Here is a 2,954-nt window from a genome sequence, read left to right as displayed (position 1 = left end):
GTCAAGGATGACTCCGGCCGGCTGGCCGTGGACGGCCTGGAACTTGCCCACCTGGCCCGCGACCAGGCACAGCTTCCCGATGACCCCACCAAGATAGGCCGCTCCGCCCGCAACCGGTTCGTCGGCCTGGTCACGGGCATCACCGCTGACAAAGTCATGGCACAGGTTGAGCTGCAGTGCGGGCCCTTCCGCGTCGTGTCCCTGATGAGCAGCGAAGCCGTCCGGGAACTGGGCCTGGAGCTTGGATCCGTGGCGACCGCCGTGGTCAAAGCCACCACCGTCATCATCGAAACGCCCCACGGAAAGAGCCTCATATGAGGACCGCGCGCAAGCACGTCCCCGCACTGCTGGCGGCCGGCGCCCTGGCCGCAGGCCTGGCCGGCTGTGCCGCCGGCACACCCGGGGCAGCCGGAACCGGCTCCAACTCCAGCGCCGGGGCCAGTGAGACCCCCACGCTGTCCGGAGCGATCACCGTTTACGCCGCGGCCTCGCTGAAATCGACCTTCACCAAGCTGGCCAGCGACTTCGAGGCGAAGAACCCCGACACCAAAATCACTTTGAACTTTGCCGGCTCCTCGGACCTGGTCACGCAGATCACCCAGGGCGCCCCGGCCGACGTCTTTGCCTCCGCCGACACCAAGAACATGACCAAGCTGACCGATGCGGAACTGATCGACGGCGCCCCGGCCAACTTCGCCACGAACGTCCTGGAGATCGCGGTTCCGCCGTCCAACCCGGCATCGATCAGCTCCTTCGCCGACCTCGCCAAACCGGGCGTGAAGGTGGTGGTCTGTGCACCGCAGGTTCCCTGCGGCGCCGCTGCCGAGACCGTCGAAAAAGCCACCGGCACCACCCTGGCGCCGGTCAGCGAGGAATCGTCCGTCACGGATGTCCTGGGCAAGGTCACCTCGGGTGAGGCCGACGCCGGGCTGGTCTACGTTACGGACGTCAAGAACGCCGGAGACAAGGTCAGAGGCATCCCCTTCGCCGAGTCGGACCAGGCCGTAAATACCTACCCCATCGCCACGGTCGGCACGGGCAAGAACAAGGAGCTCGCCGCTGCCTTCATCGCAGCGGTCACCGGCAGCGAGGGCAAGCAGGTCTTGAGCGACGCCGGATTCGGCACCCCGTAAGCGGCATGCACAGGCGCAGCGGCACCGGGTACACAGGCATCCCGGCATGGATTTACGCCATCGCGGCAGCAGGGGCACTCTTCGTCCTGCTGCCGCTGGTGGCAATGGTCGCCAGGGTCAACTGGTCCGACTTCATCCCGCTGATCACCTCCGAATCCTCACTCACCGCGCTCGGCCTGAGCCTGCGTACCTCCGCGGCGAGCACCGCCTCCTGCATCGTCCTCGGCGTGCCGCTCGCACTCATCCTGGCCCGAAGCCCGTTCCCGGGCCAGCGCCTGCTCCGGGCCTTCGTCCTGCTGCCGCTGGTCCTGCCTCCCGTGGTGGGAGGCATCGCCCTGCTCTACACCTTCGGCCGCCAGGGACTGCTGGGCAAAAGCCTGGAACTGGCCGGAATCCAGATCGCCTTCTCCACCACCGCGGTCGTCCTCGCCCAGACGTACGTTGCCCTGCCGTTCCTGGTGGTCAGCCTCGAAGGCGCCCTGCGCACCGCCGGCAACAAGTATGAGGCGGTCGCCGCGACCCTCGGCGCGCGCCCGGGCACGGTGCTGCGCCGGGTGACCATCCCGCTGGTGCTCCCCGGACTGGCCTCCGGCGCCGTTCTGTCCTTCGCCCGCAGCCTGGGCGAATTCGGTGCTACCCTGACCTTCGCCGGCAGCCTGCAGGGCGTCACCCGCACCCTGCCGCTGGAGATCTATCTGCAACGCGAAACCGACGCCGACGCCGCCGTCGCGCTCTCCCTCCTGCTGGTCGCCGTGGCGGTGGCCGTCGTCGGTCTCTCCTACCGGCGCCCGCGCCTTGGCGTGGCACCGGAAGGAGCACTCCGGTGACCTTTCAGCTGGACGCAACCCTTGCCGCGCGGGGCTTCGAGGTCTCCTTCAGCCTCGGACCGGCCGAGACAATCGCCATCCTCGGGCCCAACGGGGCCGGTAAATCGACGCTCCTCTCGATCATCTCCGGCCTGCTGCGCCCCGATGCCGGCAAAGCCACGATCGGCGAAAAAGTCCTCTTCGACCTGAGCGCGGACACCAACATCTGGCGCGCCCCGCACACCCGGGGCACGGCGCTGCTGGCCCAGGAAGCCCTCCTGTTTCCGCACCTCAGCGCACTGGACAACGTCGCGTTCGGGCCACGCAGCGCCGGCGCCTCCAGCGCCGCTGCCCGCGAAACGGCCAGGCACTGGCTCAGCGAAGTCGACGCCGGCTCCCTCGCCTCCCGGCGCCCCGGACAGCTCTCCGGCGGACAGGCCCAGCGGGTGGCCGTGGCCCGCGCCCTCGCCGCCGACCCCGACCTGCTGCTCCTGGACGAGCCCATGGCCGCGCTCGACATCCATGCCGCCCCGCTGCTCCGCCGGCTCCTCAAGCGCGTCCTCGCCGGCCGCCGGGCCATCATCATCACCCACGACATCCTCGACGCCCTCATGCTGGCCGACCGGGTGATCGTCCTCGAGGACGGCCGGATCACCGAACAGGGCCCCACCCGCGAAGTCCTGGAAAAACCGCGCAGCCGGTTCGCCGCCGGGCTGGCCGGGCTGAACCTGGTGGCGGGCACCGTCAGCGACGCCGGGGTGACCACCGCCGAGGGCATGGTCGTCGCGGGCCACCGGGACGAGTCCGTCGAGCCCGGGCAGGACGGAGTGGCGGTCTTTCCGCCCTCGGCGGTATCGGTGTTCCTCACCGAAGAGCACGGCAGCCCGCGAAACTCATTTCAAGTGATCATCACGGACCTGGAGCCACACGGCGATCAGATCCGTGTCCGTGCCGGTCGGCTCTCCGCCGACATCACCCCGGCCGCGTCAGCCGACCTCGGCCTCATCCCCGGAAT

At 69.3% G+C, this 2,954-nt stretch carries 4 protein-coding genes; all 4 read left to right on the top strand.

Going from position 1 to position 2,954, the window contains the following annotated elements; translation table 11 throughout:
• A partial coding sequence (locus LQV45_RS23545; protein WP_230009067.1) for a molybdopterin-binding protein occupies nucleotides 1-318 on the top strand: 318 nt, incomplete at its 5' end.
• A complete protein-coding gene (modA, locus tag LQV45_RS23540) occupies nucleotides 315-1,133 on the top strand; it encodes a molybdate ABC transporter substrate-binding protein (RefSeq protein WP_230009066.1) in 819 nt (272 codons plus the stop codon). The genes LQV45_RS23545 and modA, both read left to right, overlap by 4 nt.
• A 5-nt stretch (nucleotides 1,134-1,138) precedes the next feature.
• Nucleotides 1,139-1,960 carry an ABC transporter permease gene (locus tag LQV45_RS23535; RefSeq protein ID WP_230009065.1) on the top strand — a complete coding sequence of 274 codons (822 nt, stop codon included), beginning with the start codon at nucleotides 1,139-1,141 and terminating at the stop codon, nucleotides 1,958-1,960.
• Nucleotides 1,957-2,954 (top strand): sulfate/molybdate ABC transporter ATP-binding protein (locus LQV45_RS23530; protein ID WP_230009064.1); only part of this gene is annotated, 998 nt, incomplete at its 3' end. The genes LQV45_RS23535 and LQV45_RS23530, both read left to right, overlap by 4 nt.

The organism is Microbacterium sp. Bi128 (assembly GCF_918698205.1).
This window is presented reverse-complemented; position numbering and strand designations above follow the sequence as displayed.

Excerpts from the sequence above, each read along its gene's own strand:
- modA (WP_230009066.1), top strand. The coding sequence starts at position 315 with ATGAGGACCGCGCGCAAGCACGTCCCCGCACTGCTGGCGGCCGGCGCC.
- LQV45_RS23535 (WP_230009065.1), top strand. The coding sequence starts at position 1,139 with ATGCACAGGCGCAGCGGCACCGGGTACACAGGCATCCCGGCATGGATT.